Origin of the sequence: Variovorax restrictus, from assembly GCF_051216715.1 — a bacterium.
GTDB lineage: Bacteria > Pseudomonadota > Gammaproteobacteria > Burkholderiales > Burkholderiaceae_C > Variovorax.
Genome location: NZ_JBPJZH010000001.1, coordinates 1,173,580 through 1,188,808, shown reverse-complemented (window position 1 = coordinate 1,188,808; position 15,229 = coordinate 1,173,580). Strand labels below are relative to the sequence as shown.

The 15,229-nt window shown below is 69.2% G+C and carries 16 protein-coding genes; 5 read left to right on the top strand and 11 right to left on the bottom strand.

The features are described 5' to 3' along the window. Positions 1-9: 9 nt before the first annotated feature. A complete protein-coding gene (locus ACSFA0_RS05595) occupies positions 10-702 on the bottom strand; it encodes a Bax inhibitor-1/YccA family protein (protein WP_435449230.1) in 693 nt (230 codons plus the stop codon). A gap of 180 nt (positions 703-882) precedes the next feature. On the opposite strand from ACSFA0_RS05595, the gene nhaR reads away from it, so the two are divergent. Together nhaR and ACSFA0_RS05585 are read left to right on the top strand one after the other, a co-directional pair. Beyond that, positions 883-1,779, top strand: a complete 897-nt coding sequence (gene nhaR, locus ACSFA0_RS05590) for a transcriptional activator NhaR (protein WP_435449229.1) — start codon at positions 883-885, stop codon at positions 1,777-1,779. Between the two features lie 38 nt (positions 1,780-1,817). After that, the gene (locus ACSFA0_RS05585; RefSeq protein WP_435449228.1) at positions 1,818-2,318 is read left to right on the top strand and encodes a C40 family peptidase; all 501 of its coding nucleotides are present in this window, start codon (positions 1,818-1,820) and stop codon (positions 2,316-2,318) included. Between the two features lie 15 nt (positions 2,319-2,333). Here the strand turns inward: ACSFA0_RS05585 and ACSFA0_RS05580 are convergent, their stop codons facing one another. From ACSFA0_RS05580 to ACSFA0_RS05565, 4 genes are read right to left on the bottom strand one after another with little or no spacing between them, the layout of a single operon-like run. Then, positions 2,334-3,236, bottom strand: coding sequence for a class I SAM-dependent methyltransferase (locus ACSFA0_RS05580; RefSeq protein WP_435449227.1), 903 nt, complete (start codon positions 3,234-3,236; stop codon positions 2,334-2,336). Further along, a complete protein-coding gene (locus ACSFA0_RS05575) occupies positions 3,233-4,291 on the bottom strand; it encodes a glycosyltransferase family 4 protein (RefSeq protein WP_435449226.1) in 1,059 nt (352 codons plus the stop codon). Before ACSFA0_RS05575 ends, ACSFA0_RS05580 begins: the two co-directional genes overlap by 4 nt. Before the next feature lie 17 nt (positions 4,292-4,308). Continuing rightward, positions 4,309-4,725, bottom strand: a complete 417-nt coding sequence (locus ACSFA0_RS05570; RefSeq protein WP_435449225.1) for a 6-pyruvoyl trahydropterin synthase family protein — start codon at positions 4,723-4,725, stop codon at positions 4,309-4,311. Between the two features lie 27 nt (positions 4,726-4,752). Beyond that, entirely contained in the window at positions 4,753-5,751 is a 999-nt protein-coding gene (locus ACSFA0_RS05565; RefSeq protein ID WP_435449224.1) for a zinc-dependent alcohol dehydrogenase, read from the bottom strand. Positions 5,752-5,814: 63 nt separating this feature from the next. Here ACSFA0_RS05565 and ACSFA0_RS05560 point away from each other — a divergent pair, with 63 nt between their 5' ends. Then, positions 5,815-6,600, top strand: coding sequence for a CDP-alcohol phosphatidyltransferase family protein (locus ACSFA0_RS05560; protein WP_435449223.1), 786 nt, complete (start codon positions 5,815-5,817; stop codon positions 6,598-6,600). Between the two features lie 15 nt (positions 6,601-6,615). On the opposite strand, the gene pgi is transcribed toward ACSFA0_RS05560, so the two are convergent. Beyond that, positions 6,616-8,175 carry a glucose-6-phosphate isomerase gene (gene pgi / locus ACSFA0_RS05555; protein WP_435449222.1) on the bottom strand — a complete coding sequence of 520 codons (1,560 nt, stop codon included), beginning with the start codon at positions 8,173-8,175 and terminating at the stop codon, positions 6,616-6,618. Next, positions 8,172-9,125, bottom strand: a complete 954-nt coding sequence (tal, locus tag ACSFA0_RS05550) for a transaldolase (protein ID WP_435449221.1) — start codon at positions 9,123-9,125, stop codon at positions 8,172-8,174. Before tal ends, pgi begins: the two co-directional genes overlap by 4 nt. A 104-nt stretch (positions 9,126-9,229) precedes the next feature. On the opposite strand from tal, the gene ACSFA0_RS05545 reads away from it, so the two are divergent. After that, positions 9,230-9,904, top strand: coding sequence for a lipocalin family protein (locus ACSFA0_RS05545; protein WP_435449220.1), 675 nt, complete (start codon positions 9,230-9,232; stop codon positions 9,902-9,904). On the opposite strand, the gene ACSFA0_RS05540 is transcribed toward ACSFA0_RS05545, so the two are convergent. Next, entirely contained in the window at positions 9,896-10,537 is a 642-nt protein-coding gene (locus ACSFA0_RS05540) for an HAD family hydrolase (RefSeq protein WP_435449219.1), read from the bottom strand. The two genes, ACSFA0_RS05545 and ACSFA0_RS05540, sit on opposite strands and share 9 nt — an antisense overlap. 125 nt (positions 10,538-10,662) lie before the next feature. On the opposite strand from ACSFA0_RS05540, the gene zwf reads away from it, so the two are divergent. Then, a complete protein-coding gene (gene zwf, locus ACSFA0_RS05535; RefSeq protein WP_435449218.1) occupies positions 10,663-12,129 on the top strand; it encodes a glucose-6-phosphate dehydrogenase in 1,467 nt (488 codons plus the stop codon). 134 nt (positions 12,130-12,263) lie between these two features. Here zwf and ACSFA0_RS05530 read toward each other — a convergent pair whose 3' ends face one another. Genes ACSFA0_RS05530 through ACSFA0_RS05520 form a run of 3 tightly spaced genes read right to left on the bottom strand, consistent with a single transcriptional unit; the run spans position 12,264 to position 15,207 of the window. Continuing rightward, entirely contained in the window at positions 12,264-13,292 is a 1,029-nt protein-coding gene (locus ACSFA0_RS05530; protein ID WP_435449217.1) for an ABC transporter ATP-binding protein, read from the bottom strand. After that, on the bottom strand, positions 13,289-14,296 hold the full coding sequence (locus ACSFA0_RS05525) for an ABC transporter ATP-binding protein (protein WP_435449216.1): 1,008 nt from the start codon (positions 14,294-14,296) through the stop codon (positions 13,289-13,291). Before ACSFA0_RS05525 ends, ACSFA0_RS05530 begins: the two co-directional genes overlap by 4 nt. Then, a complete protein-coding gene (locus ACSFA0_RS05520; RefSeq protein WP_435449215.1) occupies positions 14,296-15,207 on the bottom strand; it encodes an ABC transporter permease in 912 nt (303 codons plus the stop codon). Before ACSFA0_RS05520 ends, ACSFA0_RS05525 begins: the two co-directional genes overlap by 1 nt. Between the last annotated feature and the right edge of the window lie 22 nt (positions 15,208-15,229).

Below are 15,229 nucleotides of genomic sequence, written 5' to 3'. Positions count from 1 at the left end.
AAGCGCGGCTTACTCTTCGCGGCTGCCACCGATGCCCAGCAGCATCAGCAGCGATTGGAAGACGTTGTAGAGGCTCAGGTAAACGCCCAGCGTGGCGCTGATGTAGTTGGTCTCGTAGCCGTCCTTCACGCGCTTGAGGTCGTGCAGGATGAAGGCCGAGAAGATGCCGATGGCCAGCACGGCCAGCGTGATCATCAGCGCGCTCGACTGGATGAAGAAGTTCGCGATGCCCGCGACCAGCAGCAGGATGGCGCCGATGAAGAGCCACTTGCCCATGGACGAGAGGTCACGCTTGATCACCGACGACAGCGTCGCCATGCCCAGGAACACCGCACCCGTGCCGGCGAAGGCCGTCATGATCAGTCCGGCGCCGTTCGCCAGGCCCAGCACCGAGCCCACCAGACGCGACAGCATGAGGCCCATGAAGAAGGTGAAGGCCAGCAGCACCGGCACGCCAGCGGCCGAGTTCTTCGTCTTCTCGATCGCGAACATGAAGCCGAACGCCCCGGCGAGGAAGACGACCATGCCGATGCCGGGCGACATGGCGCGGGTGATGCCCGTGGCCACGCCGACCCAGGCGCCCAGCACCGTGGGCACCATCGACAGGGCAAGCAGCCAGTAGGTGTTGCGCAGCACCTGGTTGCGCTGCGCCGGGGATGCCAGGGCGCCATGGGCGCCGTAGCTGGAGAGAGTCTCGTTCATGTGATGTCCTTCGTGAACCGGCGGTTAGCCTGAAGCGGTCGGAGGCCGTACTCGAACGCGGGCGGAAAAAACAATGAAAAGGGAAAGAGTCGAGTTGCACTGTAGGCGCATCGAGCCTTCGAGAAAAGTAGAATTTTCGGCATCATTACTTCGCTTAAAGCTTAGTATCGAGACGGAACCATGAATTTCAAGCACCTCTACTACTTCTGGGCCGCGGCCAAGGCGGGCGGCATCGTGCGCGCCGGCGAACAATTGCACATCACGCCGCAGACACTGTCCACCCAGATCAAGCTGCTGGAGGAATCGATGGGCTGCCACCTGTTTCAGAAGAACGGGCGCGGCGTCGAACTCACCCCCGAAGGCCGCACCGCCCTGAGCTATGCCGAACAGATCTTCACGCTGGGTGCGGAACTCGAAGCCGCCGTCGGCAACAAGCGCGGCGGCGGGCGCATCCTGCACTTTCGCGTCGGCATCGCGGACGCGGTACCCAAGGCCATGGCCTACCGTCTGCTGGAACCGGCGCTCTCCGTGGCGGAACCGGTGCGGCTGGTCTGCCACGAAGGCCACTTCCGCGACCTGCTCGGCCAGTTGTCTGTGCAGCGGCTCGACCTGGTGATCGCCAACGAGCCGATGGGCAAGCAGACCAGCGTGAAAGCCTTCAACCACACGCTGGGCATCACGGGCATGAGCTTCTTCGCCGCACCAGCCTTGCATCGCACGCTGACGCAGCCCTTCCCGCAGTGCCTGGACGGCGCGCCGATGCTCATCCAGGGCTCGGCCTCCGCCATGCGACAGCGGCTCGACCTGTGGCTGGCCGAGCACGCGCTGCGTCCGCGCTTGATCGGCGAATTCGACGATGCCGCCTTGCTCAAGGCCTTCGGTGGCGAGGGCCGCGGCGTCTTCATGTCGCCCACGGTGCTCGAGGACGAGACCTGCGCGCAGTACGGCGTGGAGGTGATGGGCCGCGCCTCCGAACTCGTGGAGGAGTTCTTCGGCATCTCGGTGGAGCGGCGCATCACGCACCCCTGCGTGGCCGCCATCACACGCGCGGCGCGGGTGCAGTTCCCGCGGAAGTGACGGGTCGAATGGCCGATCGGACACCGTACCATTCCTGCATGAACGCCAAGCACGCCCTGTGGGACACGCTCCTGCGCAGCAGCATCGTCGCTGTCGGCCTCGTCCTGGCGGGCTGCGCGAGCGGCCCGGCGCCGAAGGGCCGCGCGCCGGTCGCCTACAGCGCCCTCACGCCGACGCAGGCCCAGGACATCGCCATCCACGCGCTCGGGCTGGTGGGCACGCCCTACCGCTACGGCGGCAACACGGTCGACGGTGGCTTCGACTGCAGCGGCCTCATCAACTACGTCTACCGCAGCAGCGCCGGCGTCGCCCCGCCGCGCACCGTGGCGCAGCTCGCCGGCTTCGGCCAGCCCGTCGACAGCCGTGACCTGCAGACCGGGGACCTGGTGCTCTTCGGCGGCGGCCGCCCCACGCATGCCGGCATCTACGTGGGCAACGGGCAGTTCGTGCATGCGCCGTCGAGCGGCGGCGACGTGAGGCTCGACAAGCTGAACGGCCCGTACTGGTCGCGGCAGGCGCTGGCGGTGCGCCGGCCCTGAACCTTGCATGCGGCCTCAACCCTTCGAAGGCCAGCCCAGCAGATCGACATGGCCCACGCGCAAATGTGTCGTGCCCACCATCGAGCTCCGACGCGCGCGCCAGGCATCGATGCGCGCCGCGTGCGCCGGGCATTGCTCGCGCGCGGCGTGTGCCATGCCATCGATCAGGGCACGCAGCATTTCGCGGTCAGAGGTGCCGCGCGCGCCCTCGATGACCCAGTCACTCCCGGCGGCCCGGACGCGATAGCCCGCCGTCGCCAGAAAGTGCGTGGCCACCTGCACGGCCGCGTCGCCGAGCGCGGCACCGAAGCCCTTGTCGCGGCGCTGGTGCGCGCGGAAGGCGTCGTGCACCCGCGCGTCGTCGGCATCCGCATCGCTCCACGCAAGACGGCTGTCGACACTGAGCGCCCAGCACACGGCGGCGCCGATGCCCACGCATCGCGCCACGAGTGCTTCGAGCCAGGGTTGCGAGACGAGATCGAGCAGCGCGGAACAGCTCACCAGCTGCGCGCCATCGAAAGGCACGGCATCGAAACCCGCGGCGAGGTCGGTGTGCACACAAGCGACGTCGAGGCAGAGCGTGCCGCCCTCGATGCGCAGCAGCTCGCCATGCGGCCGCACCTGCCAACCTTGCGCCTCCGCCCAGCGTGTCAGCGTCTCGGGCACCGCAGCCAGCAGCGCCGCGTCGTGGTCGACCAGACGCCAGTGCTGCCTAGCCCCCAGCCGCGGCGCGATCTCACGCAGGTTGGCGCCGGTGCCGCAACCGAGGTCCAGCACGGTGACGGTGGCGTCGTGGCTGCCTTCGCCACGCAGCTGCGTCGCGAGCGCCTTCCAGTCGAACGCGGCGGCAGCCGACGCGCGCGCCGTACGGTCGAAGGGCTCGCGCTGCGCCAGCCACTCGTTGCTGAAGCCGCTCATGCCGCCACCGCATCGAGCACGGCCGCGAAGCGCGCGCTGGCGTCGTCCCACGTGGGCAGGCGCTCGGCCGCCTCACGTGCGCCGGCGGCCAGCGAGGCGCGCCAGGCCACATCGTCCATCAGGCGTTGAAGCGCGCCGCGCAACGCTTCGGGATCGCCGGGCGGCACCAGCACGCCGGCCCTGGCGGGCACGGTGTCGGGAATCGCGCCCGCCGCGCTGCTCACGATGGGCAGGCCGTGCGCCAACGCTTCCGCCAGCGCCATGCCGTAGCCTTCGTGGAAAGACGGCAGCACGAAGAGGTCGGCCTGGGCGTAGAGCGCCTCGAGCGCCGGCCCGTCGACTTCGCCGTGCCAGGTAACGCGCCCGGCCAGGCCATGGCCCGCCACGCCGGCGCGCACCGCCGCGACCGTCGCGTCGTCGCGCGCCAGGCTGCCGGCGCAATGCAGATGCCACGCCCGGCCCTGCAGGCCCGCGAGCGCATCGAGCAGCACCGTGTGGCCCTTGCGCGCGGTGACGGTCGCCACGCACAGCAGCGACAGCGCACCGGCGCCCGCGCCGCCGCCGGTCGCCTGGGGCGCGCGATCGGTGCCGGGCTCGATGACCGTGATGCGCCCGGTTGGCACGTCGAAGCCGGCGAGCGCACGCGCCGTCGATGCGCTGGTCACGACCACCTGGCGCGCACAGGCCAGGGCGCGCCGTTCGCTGTCGAAAAGCCGCGCCTGCTCGTCCGGCGACAAGCCCGACTCGAAAGCCAGCGGATGGTGCACCAGCGCCAACCACCGCAAGCGCTGCGCATGTTGCTCGACCAGTTCGGGCAAAGCGGAGAAGCCGAGCCCATCGGCCACCACCAGCGCACCGTCGGGCAACGCGTCGATCACGCCGCGCGCCTGCTCGCGGGCGGTGGCGTCGGGCAGCGGAAACCCGTCGCCCGGAGAGCGCCGCGTGACGCGCCAGCCGGCGGCCCGCAGGCCGTCGACGATGCGCCGGTCGTACAGGTAGCCGCCGGTGCGGCCTTCCCAGTCGCCGGGCACGAGGAAGATGCAGTCGCGCGACATGCGGCGTCCTGCAGGGCTCAGTGCGCCTGCACGTCGTTCAACGGAGCCTCGTAGGCGGCCCACGCGACATGCGATTCGCTCAGCCGCACCCGCAGCGATTCGAGGCCACCGGCATGCGCGCCCAATTCGCCAGCCGCCACGGCCGCGGCGATGCGCTCGAAGACCACCCGCGCCATGAACTCGGTCGTGGTGTTCTGCCCCGCGAAGGCCGGATCGTCGTCGAGGTTGCGCAGGTTCAGTTCGCCCAGCACGCGGCGCAGCACCTCGGTGGCGAGGGCGATGTCGACCACCATGCCGTCGGCATCGAGGGCGCGGCGGCGGAATTCGGCGTCGACCACATAGGTGGCACCGTGCAGCCGCTGCGCCGGCCCGAAGGCTTCGCCGCGGAAGCTGTGGGCGATCATGAAGTGGTCGCGGACGTTGACGCTGTACATGGCTGCAGGCTTTCGTTGAAGGAGGGTTCAGGGATAGTCGATGCGCTGGCACAGCGTGTCGGGCGCACCGGCGGCCAGGCGCGCGAGCACCTGCGGCAGATCGTCGAAGGGTGCAACGTCGGTGATCAATGCGTCGAGCACCGGGTCGCGCAGCAGCGAGAGCGCGAGCGCCATGCGCCGCGCGTGCGTCCACCGGCTGCGCTGCGCGGTGGCCACATGCCCGACCTGCGAGCTGCGCAGCGTCAGCCGGCGGGCATGGAAGGCCTCGCCCAGCGGCAGCGCGACGGCACGGCTGCCGTACCAGCTCAATTCGAGCACGGTGGCCTCGAAGCCTGCGAGGCCGAGCGCCGTGACCAACCCGGCCGCCTGGCCGCTGGCATGCACGACGAGGTCGGCGTCGGGCGTTGCCGTCGAAGGGGTGCAGAAGGCCAGGCCCAGGCGCATAGCAACCGGTGCGCGCTCGGCGCGAACATCGACGAGCTCGACCTGCACGCCGGGCATGCGCGAGGCCAGCCACGCCACCAGCAAGCCCACCACGCCGCCGCCGACCACCGCGACGCGGTCGCCGACGCGCGGGGCGGCATCCCACAGCGCATTGACCGCGGTCTCCACGTTGGCGGCGAGTACCGCACGCGCGGGCGGCACGCCGTCGGGCAACAGGTGCACCGCGCCCTGCGGCACGACGTAGCGCGTCTGGTGCGGGTGCAGGCAGAAGACGGCCCGACCCTGTAGTGCGGACGGCCCCGCTTCGACGACGCCGACGCTGGCATAGCCGTACTTCACCGGCGCCGGAAAATCGCCGTCCTGGAAGGGCGCACGCATGCGCGCGTGTTCGCTCTCGGGCACCTCGCCGTTGAACACCAGCAGCTCGGTGCCGCGGCTCACGGCACTGTGCAGGGCGCGCACTTGCACGTCGCCGTCGGCGGAAGGCGCCAGCGTGCCGCTGCGGATCGCGGCGCGGCCCGGCGCCTCGGTCCAGCAGGCGCGGAAGTCATCGGACACCAAAGGGGGATGAATTGCTGGCATGCTCATTTCGTTGCCGCGAGAGCGGCACCCGGACGCTGGCCGATTCGGCGATGAGCGATCTTAATGAAGACGATGATCACCCACGCAGCCCCACCGCGAACGCGCCGCGGCGCTGGGCATGACGCGCTCGAGCGCGACGCAGCGTTCGCGCTGGCGTACATGGGCCTCGGCTTGGTCGGCGTCGCGGCCGGGGTCATGGTGGTGGCCGGGACGGGCCCATGGTTCGTGCCCAAGGCCATCGCGGTGTTCGGCGCGGCATCGGCCTTCGTGTGGCAGGCCCTGCCGACGCATGCCCCCCACCGTCGTTTCGGGGTCGCCAACGGCATCACGCTCTTTCGTCTCGCGCTGGTCGCGCTGTTGGCCGCGGGTGTCGGCGAGCCGGCACTTCAGTCGCCGGTGCTGGCCTGGTGCGTTGTCGGGCTGGCCACTGTCAGCGCGCTGCTCGACGCCGTCGACGGTGCGGTCGCCCGCCGCCGCGGCCAGGCCAGCGCGTTCGGCGCGCGTTTCGACATGGAGACCGATGCCTTGCTGATCGCCGCGCTGAGCGTGCTGGTGGCAGCCCTCGACAAGACCGGCGCCTGGGTGCTGGCCGCCGGCGCCCTGCGCTATGCCTTCGTGCTGGCCGCCGTGGTCTGGCCCTGGCTGGCGGCGCCGCTGCCGGCCAGCGTGCGCCGCAAGACGGTGTGCGTGGGGCAGATCGCCACGCTCATCGTCTGCCTCGCGCCGATCGTCCCGCCCATGTGGGCCAGTGTGATCGCCGGGGCCGGACTGGCCGCGCTGGTGTACTCCTTCGCGGCCGACATCGTGGGGCTGGCGCGCCAGCGCCGCAGCGACGTGGCCAGTTGCTGAAGGGCCGGGCCCGCTTCAGCGCAGGCGCGCAATCAACCCCGCCGTCGAAGTGTCCAGGCCCTGCGTGTCGCCGGAGGCCAGGCGGGGTTCGATGTCCCTCGCGAGCACTTTGCCGAGCTCCACGCCCCACTGGTCGAAGCTATTGATGCCCCACAGCGCCCCGCTGGTGAACACGCGGTGTTCGTACATCGCGAGAAAGGCGCCGAGTGCTTCGGGCGTGAGCTTCTCCAGCACGAAGAAGGTGCTCGGCCGGTTGCCGGGGAAGTTCTTGTGACCACCCGCATCGGCTTGGCCGACCATCAGCGCCTGCGCCTGCGCGAGCGCGTTGGCCAGCAGCTTGGGGTGGTGGCCTTCCAGGTCGTGCGCCGCATCGCGCACCGCGACGAATTCCAGGGGCGTCACATCGGTACCCTGGTGCAGCATCTGGAAGTAGGCGTGCTGGCCGTTGGTGCCCGGCTCGCCCCACAGCACGGGCGAGGTGCCGAAAGGCAGCGCTTCGCCGCTGGCATCGACCTGCTTGCCGTTGCTCTCCATCTCGAGCTGCTGCAGATAGGCCGGCACGCGCTTGAGCGCGCTGTGGTACGGCGCGATGCTGCGGCTGGTGAAACCGTGGAAGTTGCGGTACCAGACGTCGAGCAGGCCGAGGCGCACCGGCAGGTTCTGCGCCAGCGGGGCGGTGCGGAAGTGCTCGTCCATGGCATGCGCCCCTGCCAGCAGCGCGCGAAAGCCGTCGGCGCCGATGGCCAGCGCGATCGGCAGGCCGATGGCCGACCACAGCGAATAGCGGCCGCCGACCCAATCCCAGAAACCGAAGGTCTTCTCGATGCCGAAGGCGTGCGCGGCTTCGACGTTGGTGGTAAGCGCGGCGAAGTGACGCGCCACGTCCACCCCTCCGGATTGCGCGAACCAGCGCTTGGCCGATTGCGCATTGGCCATTGTCTCGGCCGTGGTGAAGGTCTTCGACGCGATGAGGAAGAGCGTGTGCTCCGGCGCCAGGCCCTTGAGCACGCCGGCCAGTTCGTGCCCGTCGACGTTCGAGACGAAGTGGAAGCGCTTGCCCGGCGCGACGAATTCGTCGAGCGCCAGCACCGCCATCTGCGGGCCGAGGTCGGAGCCGCCGATGCCGATGTTCACCACATCGGTGATGGTGTGGTCGCCGCGGACCTGCTCCGCGTAGGCCAGCATGGCGTCGAGGGTGGCGTGCACGTCGGCCAGCGCGGCCTTGTTGTGCGCGGCCACCGGGATGTCGGCCGGCGCGCGCAGCAGGAAGTGCATCACCGCGCGGTCTTCGGTGCGGTTGATCGGCTCGCCAGCGAACATCGCGTCGCGGTGCGCCTCCAGGCCGGACTCGCGCGCCAGCGCCAGCAGCAGCGCTTCGGTGCGTGCGTCGATCAGGTTCTTCGACAGGTCGGCGAAGACATGGGGTGCGGCCTCGCTGAAGGCCGCAAAGCGTGCGTCACCGTCGGTCTCGAAGGCCGTGCGCAAGTCGAAGCCGGCGCCAGTGTTTTCGTAGTGCTGCTGCAGTTGTTTCCAGGCTGCGGTGCGGTCGCAGCGTACGCCGGTACGCGCGCTCATTGCACCTCCAGCATCAGCTTCTCGAGCTTGACCGCATCGGCCGCGAACGCACGGATGCCCTCGGCCAGCTTCTCGGTGGCCATGGCGTCCTCGTTCAGCGCGAAGCGGAAGGCCGCCTCGTCGAGCGAGACCTTCGGGATGTCGCGCGACTTCGCTGCTTCGGCGTCGAGCGCATGCGCCAGCGGCGCGTCGCTGGCCGCCAACTCGGCCAGCAGGTCGGGGCTGATGGTGAGCAGATCGCAGCCGGCCAGCGCGGCGATCTGCCCGGTGTTGCGGAAGCTCGCGCCCATCACCTCGGTGGCGATGCCGTGGCGCTTGTAGTAGTCGAAGATCTGCCGCACCGACTGCACGCCCGGGTCGTTGGCGCCGCTGCGCGCGGCCTCGTCCCAGGCGCTGCCGGCCGACTTCTTGTACCAGTCGTAGATGCGCCCGACGAAGGGCGAAATGAGCTTCACGCCCGCCGCGCCGCAAGCCACCGCCTGCGCGAAGGAGAACAGCAGCGTGAGGTTGGTGTGGATGCCCTTCTGCTCCAGGATGCGCGCGGCCTCGATGCCTTCCCAGGTGGCGGCGATCTTGATCAACAGCCGCTGCTCGGGGTCGATGCCTTCGGCGCGGTACAGCGCCACGATGCGGTCGGCCCGTGCCACGGTGGCGGCGGTGTCGAAGCTTAGGCGGGCATCCACTTCGGTCGACACGCGACCGGGGATGAGCGGCAGGATCTCGGTACCGAAGCGCACCAGCAGCCGGTCGATGACCTCGTCGACAGCCAGCCCGCGGTGCGTCTTCACCGCGTCGTCGAGCAGCGGCCGGTAGTCCGGCTTCTGCACGGCCTTCAGGATGAGCGACGGGTTGGTCGTCGCGTCCTGCGGTTTGAACTGGGCGAGCTGACGGAAGTCACCGGTGTCGGCGACCACGGTGGTCCATTGACGGAGGGCATCGAGTTGGTTCATATGGCCATTATCCCGTCCGGAAACTACAGGCCGTGTGGTCCATGGCTGACGGGTATGGCGGGCCGGGACGCCTACGATCCCACCCTGACTTGATGGAGAAGCCCATGCCGACACGCCGCCGTTCGCCCCCCGCCCCCGCTCCGTTCAACGACCGCCGCGTCAGCGCGTCGATCGGCACGCTGGCCACCGCCTTCTGCGTGGGCGGCGTCCTGGCGCTCGCCGCGTTCGGTGTGGCCCGCAGTGCGCGGGCCCATGCCCTCGCCGGCCCGGCCGATGGTGCACCGCTGATGCGCGCACCACTGCAGGCGGTCGCGCCGGTCGACCTCAAGCGCTACGCCGGCATGTGGCACGAACAGGCACGGCTGCCGAACCGCTTTCAGAAACAGTGCGTCGGCCCGGTCTCGGCCGACTACACCCCGCTGGCGGACGGCACGATCGAGGTGCGCAACCGCTGCATCCTGGCCAACGGCAGCTTTGAGGAAGCAGTCGGCAGTGCGCGCGTGGTGCCGGTGGCGGGTCAGCCTGGCGCCGGGCGGCTCGAGGTGCGCTTCGCGCCATCGTGGCTCAGCTGGCTGCCGATGGTGTGGGGCGACTACTGGATCCTGAAGCTCGACCGCGACTACGAGGTGTCGCTGGTCGGGACGCCGGACCGCGACTACCTGTGGGTGCTATCGCGCGACCCGGTGCTCGATGCCGCCACGCTCAACACCTACCTCGACTACGCGCGCAGCCTGGGCTTCGACGTCGACAAGGTGGTGCGCACCGGCGCTTCAGACTGACGACGGCTCGCGGGGCGACAGGTACCTCGCCACCTGCGCGCGCAGTACCTTCGGCGTGGTGCAGTGGATGGCATGCCAACCGAGCGCCCGTGCAGCTTCCACATTGGGCGCCATGTCGTCGATGAACAGGGTCTGCGCCGGGTCGAAGCCGTGGCGCCAGGCCAGCAGTTCGTAGATCTCGCTGTTCGGCTTGATGCGCTTCACGTCGCCCGAGAACACACCACCGTCGAACCACTGGAAAAACGGCAAACGTCGCTCCAAGGCCCGCGCGTAGGGCACCGGCATGTTCGACAGGTAAAACAGGCGAATGTCTTCGCCACTGTCGCGCCGTGTGCGCAGTTCATCGAGCAGTTCGACGCTGTCGGGGATCGGGTCGAGCCGCTCGCCCAAGGGCGCCACCATGTCATGCACCGTTGACGCGGGAAGGACCAATCGGCTGGCGGTGCGGGACACGACCTCGTCGACGCTGCGAAGTCCGCAGTCGAAGGCCAGCCAATCCTCGTGATGGAAGAAGGCCCGGGCCAGCGCCTGCGCGGCTTCGGCCGTCGGTGCGCGCTCTGGGAAATGCGCCTGGAGGAGCCGGGCCGGCTCCCAGGCCACCACCACCGCGCCGAGATCGAAAACGACATTCATGGGTCGGATTGTTCCATGCGGCGCGAACGCAGGCCGAGCGGCCTGGGCGCTGCACCCGCGGCCAGTACCATTCGGGTGGCAAGCTTCGTGCTCGGCCCTCCCCCAACTCCACGGATTCTTTTTCCATGAGCTTCGACCTCGTTCTGTTCGGCGGCACTGGCGACCTCGCATGGCGCAAGCTGATGCCGGCCCTGTTCCAGGCCTTCCGCCACGGCAGCCTGCCCGAAGGCGGACGCATCATCGGCGTGGCGCGAGACGACCTGTCGGACGACCAGTACCGCGAGCTGATCGAATCGCGCTTCGCCGCAGTCGAAGGCGCCAAGCGGCCCAGCCCCGAGGAGTTCAAGAAGTTCGCCTCGATGCTGTACTTCCTGCGCATGGACCTGTCGAAGCCCGGCCACTATGCCCAGCTCGCCGACATGCTCAAGCGCCGCAATGCCGACACGGTGGTGATGTACGTGGCCACGGCGCCGGCGCTCTTCACGCAGGTGGTCGAGCAGATCGCCGCTGCCAACCTCAACACGCCGCGCACGCGGGTCGTGCTCGAGAAGCCGCTGGGCCACGACCTGGCGTCGAACCGCGCGATCAACGACGCGGTGGGCAAGGTGCTCAGCGAGAAGCAGGTCTTCCGCATCGACCATTACCTCGGCAAGCCATCGGTGCAGAACCTTTTCGCGCTGCGCTTCGGCAATGCGCTGTTCGAGCCGATCTGGCGGCGCGAGCACATCGCCAACATCCAGATCACGATCGCCGAAGACCTGGGCGTGGAGAAGCGCGGCGCCTTCTACGACCAGACCGGCGCGCTGCGCGACATGGTGCAGAACCACGCCCTGCAACTGGTCTGCGCCATCGCCATGGAGCCACCGATCAACGCGCATGCCGACGCGCTGCGCGACGAGAAGCTCAAGGTGCTGCGCTCGCTCAAGCCCTGGACGCCCGAGACGCTCGGCCTGCACGCCATCCGCGGCCAGTACACGGCCGGCACGGCCTACGGCGAGCGGGTGCCGGGCTACCTGTCGGAAGCGGGCATCGACCCGCAGAGTCGCACCGAGACCTTCGTTGCGCTGCGCGCCGAGATCGCGAACTGGCGCTGGGCCGGCGTGCCCTTCTACATCCGCACCGGCAAGCGGCTGGCCTCGCGCGATGCCCGCATCGAGGTGAACTTCCGTCCCACGCCGCATGCCATCTTCCGCGCACCGGCCGGCGCCGCGAACCGGCTGGTGATCAACCTGCAGCCCAAGGACGGGCTCGAACTGCACCTGCTGTCGCAGGCGCAGAACAACCGCAAGCGCCCCAATGGCGACGCGACGCAGCCGCTGGCGCCGGTGCAGCTCGACCTCGACTTCGACAAGCGCTTCGGCAGCGAACGCGTGGGTGCCTACGAGCGACTGTTGCTGGACGTGATCGACGGGCGGCTCAACCTCTTCGTGCGCAGCGACGAGCAGGAAGAGGCCTGGCGCTGGGTCGAGCCGCTGATCGACAGCTGGTCGTCCGACGGCGCGCCACGGCCCTACGCGGCCGGCACCTGGGGGCCGAGCGCGTCGAGCGCGATGATCGCGCGCGACGGGTTCTCGTGGAGCGAAGAGCAATGAATTGGCTCGCCCCCAGGCTTGCTCGCTTCGCGTAGCCTCCCTCCCCCTACCGGGGGCAACACCAGCGGCCCGGCGAAGCCGGTTCCGCGGTGTTCCTGGAAGGGACCCGCGCCTCGACAGACAGGTTGAACCGGCTAAATCCGGCCTTCGTCCACCGCGTGGCAGGCCACCTTCACGCCGCGCAGCATCTGCAGCGGCGGGCGCTCCGCCTTGCAGCGCGCGTTGGCGTGAGGGCAGCGCGGGTGGAAGGTACAGCCGGTCGGCGGGTTGAGCGGGTTCGGCACCTCGCCCTGCACCGGCGTGCGCGAGCGACCGGTGTGCTTCATCTGCGGAATGGCATCGAGCAGCATCCGCGTGTACGGATGCTGTGGCGAATCAAACAGCATGTGCTTGTCGGCCACCTCGACCAGGCGGCCCAGGTACATCACGCCGACCTGGTCGGCCACGTGCCGCACCACCGCGAGGTTGTGCGAGATGAAGAGGTAGGTCAGGCCCTGCTCGCGCTGCAGGTCCTTCATGATGTTGAGCACCTGCGCCTGCACGCTCACGTCGAGCGCCGACGTCGGCTCGTCGCAGACCAGGAACTCCGGCTGCGTGGCGAGTGCCCGCGCAATCGAGATGCGCTGGCGCTGGCCACCGGAGAACTGGTGCGGGTACTTGGGCATGTCGAGCGGGCTCAGGCCGACCGACTGCAGCAGCTCGCCCACGCGCTGCTTGAGCGCCGGGCCTTTCTGCAGGATGCCGTGCTCGCGCAGCGGCTCGCCGATGATGTCTTCCACGATCCAGCGCGGGTTCAGGCTCGCGTATGGGTCCTGGAAAATCATCTGGATGCGTCGGCGCAGCGTGCGGCCTTCGGGCGTCTTGAAGGCAGCGTGCGCATCCTGGTTGTCGAACTGCATGCCGCCGCGCGTGGGGCCGTACAGGCCGACCATGAGGCGCGCGACGGTGCTCTTGCCGCAGCCCGATTCACCGACCAGCGCCAACGTCTTGCCGCGCTCGATCTCGAAGCTGACGCCGTCGACTGCGTTCAGCAGTTGCTTCGGTTTGCGCTCGATCACACGGTTGAGCCAAGGTGGCGAGACGTCGAAGGTCTTGGCAAGGTCGCGCACCTCGACCAGCGGCACGCCGGCCTGCGAGGCGTTCATTGTTGTGGTCGCGCTCATGCGGCCGCTCCCGTGCGGTGCAGCGCCGTGTGCGGGTCGTGCGCATCGTGCAGCCAGCAGGCCGCGCGCGTCGCACCGGCGTTGAGCAAATCGGGCCGCTCCTGCGTGCAACGCTCGAAGACGCGCGGGCAGCGCGGGTTGTAGGCGCAGCCGCGCGGAATGGCGTTCAGGCGGGGCATGGCACCATCGATCTGGTTGAGGCGCTCGCGGTCGACCTCGATGTCGGGAATGGAGGCCATCAGGCCCATCGTGTAGGGGTGCGCCGGCTGGTGGATGACTTCCTGCACCGGGCCGATCTCGGCGACGCGGCCGGCATAGAGCACGGCCACGCGGTCGCAGGTCTCGGCGATCACGCCCATGTCGTGGGTGATGAGCATCACCGCCGCGCCGCGCTCCTTGCAGATGCGCTTGAGCAGCTGAATGATCTGCGCCTGGATCGACACGTCGAGCGCGGTGGTCGGCTCGTCGGCGACGATCAGCTTGGGCTCGGCCGCCAGCGCCAGCGCGATCACCACGCGCTGCCGCATGCCGCCGGAGAACTGGTGCGGGTAGTGGTCGATGCGCTGCTCGGCGGCCGGGATGCCGGTGTCCTGCAACAGGCTGATCGCGCGGCGCCGCGCCTCGGCGCCGTTCACCGGCAGATGCGCCTGGATAGTTTCCACCAGCTGCCGGCCCACGGTGTACAGCGGGTTCAGCGAGGTCAGCGGGTCCTGGAAGATCGCACCGATCTTGCGGCCGCGGATGTGGCGCATCTTGTCGTGCGACAGGTTGTCGATGCGCTCGCCCTCCAGGCGTATCTCGCCACCGGCGACGCGGCCCGGCGGCTCGAGCAGGCCGATGATGGCGGCGCCCGTCAGCGACTTGCCGGCACCGGACTCGCCCACCACGCCGAGGATTTCGCCCGGCGCGATGTCGAAGGAGATGTCGTCGAGGGCACGCAGCGTGCCGCGGCGCCCGGGAAATTCGACGACCAGGTTCTGGACTTGGAGCAAGGGTTGAGTCATCAGCGAAGCCTCGGGTTGAGCGCGTCGCGCAGCCAGTCGCCCAGCAGGTTCACGCTGAGCGCGATGAGCACCAGCATCAGGCCGGGGAACACCGTCATCCACCATTCGCCGGAGAAGAGGTACTGGTTGCCGACGCTGATGAGCGAGCCCAGCGACGGCGACGTCGGCGGCACGCCGACGCCCAGGAATGACAGCGTCGCCTCGGTGATGATCGCGGTCGCCACCTGGATGGTGGCGAGCACCATCACCGGGCCGGTCACGTTGGGCAGCACGTGGCGCAGCATGATGCGCATCGGCGCCACGCCGGTGACACGCGCGGCCTGCACGTATTCCTTGTTGCGCTCGACCATGGTGGAGCCGCGCACCGTGCGGGCGTAGTCCACCCACTTGGTCAGCGAGATGGAGAAGATCAGCACGCCGAAGGCGACCGTGGTGTCGGCGTTCGGGAACAGTGCCCGGCCGACGCCCGAGATAAGCAGCGCGACCAGGATGGGCGGGAAGGACAGCATCACATCGCACAGGCGCATCAGCGCCGCGTCGACCCAGCCGCCGCGAAAGCCCGCGATCAGCCCGAGCAAGGTGCCGACCGCGACGGAGAGAAACACCGACACCACGCCGACGATCAGCGAGATGCGCGCGCCGTAGATCACGGCTGAGAGGATGTCGCGGCCCTGGTCGTCGGTGCCGAGCAGGTACTTGCGCGACCCCTCGGGGTACCAGGCGGGCGGCAGGCGTGCATCCATGAGTTCGAGCTTGGCCAGGTCGAACGGGTTGTGCGGCGACACCCATCCGGCGAAGGCCGCGCAGAAGATGCAGACGAACGCGATCACCGCCGCCACCATGGCGACGGGAGAAGTCCGGAAGCTGTAACCGACGTCGCTGTCGGCCCAGCGCGCGAGTGTTTTGATCATCGTGAGTGTTAAGTGGGCAGCT

Coding starts and splice junctions, on each gene's coding strand:
- ACSFA0_RS05595 (WP_435449230.1), bottom strand. CDS start 702: ATGAACGAGACTCTCTCCAGCTACGGCGCCCATGGCGCCCTGGCATCC.
- nhaR (WP_435449229.1), top strand. CDS start 883: ATGAATTTCAAGCACCTCTACTACTTCTGGGCCGCGGCCAAGGCGGGC.
- ACSFA0_RS05585 (WP_435449228.1), top strand. CDS start 1,818: ATGAACGCCAAGCACGCCCTGTGGGACACGCTCCTGCGCAGCAGCATC.
- ACSFA0_RS05580 (WP_435449227.1), bottom strand. CDS start 3,236: ATGAGCGGCTTCAGCAACGAGTGGCTGGCGCAGCGCGAGCCCTTCGAC.
- ACSFA0_RS05575 (WP_435449226.1), bottom strand. CDS start 4,291: ATGTCGCGCGACTGCATCTTCCTCGTGCCCGGCGACTGGGAAGGCCGC.
- ACSFA0_RS05570 (WP_435449225.1), bottom strand. CDS start 4,725: ATGTACAGCGTCAACGTCCGCGACCACTTCATGATCGCCCACAGCTTC.
- ACSFA0_RS05565 (WP_435449224.1), bottom strand. CDS start 5,751: ATGCCAGCAATTCATCCCCCTTTGGTGTCCGATGACTTCCGCGCCTGC.
- ACSFA0_RS05560 (WP_435449223.1), top strand. CDS start 5,815: ATGAAGACGATGATCACCCACGCAGCCCCACCGCGAACGCGCCGCGGC.
- pgi (WP_435449222.1), bottom strand. CDS start 8,175: ATGAGCGCGCGTACCGGCGTACGCTGCGACCGCACCGCAGCCTGGAAA.
- tal (WP_435449221.1), bottom strand. CDS start 9,125: ATGAACCAACTCGATGCCCTCCGTCAATGGACCACCGTGGTCGCCGAC.
- ACSFA0_RS05545 (WP_435449220.1), top strand. CDS start 9,230: ATGCCGACACGCCGCCGTTCGCCCCCCGCCCCCGCTCCGTTCAACGAC.
- ACSFA0_RS05540 (WP_435449219.1), bottom strand. CDS start 10,537: ATGAATGTCGTTTTCGATCTCGGCGCGGTGGTGGTGGCCTGGGAGCCG.
- zwf (WP_435449218.1), top strand. CDS start 10,663: ATGAGCTTCGACCTCGTTCTGTTCGGCGGCACTGGCGACCTCGCATGG.
- ACSFA0_RS05530 (WP_435449217.1), bottom strand. CDS start 13,292: ATGAGCGCGACCACAACAATGAACGCCTCGCAGGCCGGCGTGCCGCTG.
- ACSFA0_RS05525 (WP_435449216.1), bottom strand. CDS start 14,296: ATGACTCAACCCTTGCTCCAAGTCCAGAACCTGGTCGTCGAATTTCCC.
- ACSFA0_RS05520 (WP_435449215.1), bottom strand. CDS start 15,207: ATGATCAAAACACTCGCGCGCTGGGCCGACAGCGACGTCGGTTACAGC.